Origin of the sequence: Shigella sp. FC1967 (assembly GCF_001743005.1) — a bacterium.
GTDB lineage: Bacteria > Pseudomonadota > Gammaproteobacteria > Enterobacterales > Enterobacteriaceae > Proteus.
In genome coordinates, this window is sequence record NZ_MIIZ01001101.1 from 1 (window position 1) to 881 (window position 881).

At 52.7% G+C, this 881-nt stretch carries 1 protein-coding gene and 1 pseudogene; both read left to right on the forward strand.

Going from position 1 to position 881, the window contains the following annotated elements:
- Positions 1-91 precede the first annotated feature (91 nt).
- Positions 92-622, forward strand: a complete 531-nt coding sequence (locus BHE89_RS18840) for a protein-tyrosine phosphatase family protein (protein ID WP_069369951.1) — start codon at positions 92-94, stop codon at positions 620-622.
- 2 nt (positions 623-624) lie between these two features.
- Positions 625-881, forward strand: a pseudogene (locus BHE89_RS18845) (tyrosine-type recombinase/integrase); the annotation flags it as partial.

Sequence of the window (881 nt, forward strand, 5' to 3'; positions counted from 1 at the left end):
CGCTCCGGTCGGTACTGACGAAGGCGAGCGCCAGGCCCGTGAGCTTATGGCTTCTCATCCTTGTGCTCGTCGTATGATGTAGGAGGGGCCGATGAAAAAAGTTACCTTTATCAGCCAGTCTGAGGCCGAAAGGCTGGAGCCAGTTGCCGGTGCGGCCATGATCTCCATAACTGACCCAGACAAGTCCCCTGCCGCTCTCGGACAGTGGGAGCAGTTGTACCGCGATAGCTTCTATGACGGCGGCTATTCTGAGAACACCATCCACACGATGAAGGCAGCGTTCCGGATGAATTACGCCTCTTACATTGACTCATCCCAGGCTGAAAAGCTGTCCACCTTCCTGGATGGATTGGTTGGTAGCGGTATCGATCAGATCTTCGTTCATTGCTATTACGGAGAATCCAGAAGTGGCGCGGTAGCTCTGTACCTCCAGAACAAACATGGATTCACTCCGAATAAGCCGATCACCAAGCCCAACCGAACAGTTTACGAATTGCTGTGCAATCCAACCAAGTTTGAATCGCTGATACAAAGCTACGAAACGCAGCATATAGAGGAGGAGCTGCCTCTTCATCTCAAAATATGGGATTTGCTTCTCGTTGCGGTCGGACTTCGGAGGTGACTTTGCACGACACGAACAATGACAAGGAAGAGCTAGTTTCACATGCGAAAGTGAATGTTCCGGCAGAACAAACCATTCGCGGTGAACTGTTGCCGTCATCGAGCTCGCTCCGGAACATCCAGGACAACCCCGCCGTCGCCTATCTGGTGAGCCTCGGGTCAAAGCGAAGCAGGCAGACCATGAGCTCATTCCTCAACATTGTCGCCAAGATGATCGGGTTTCAGAACCTTCGTGACTGTGCATGGAGCTCAATGAGGCG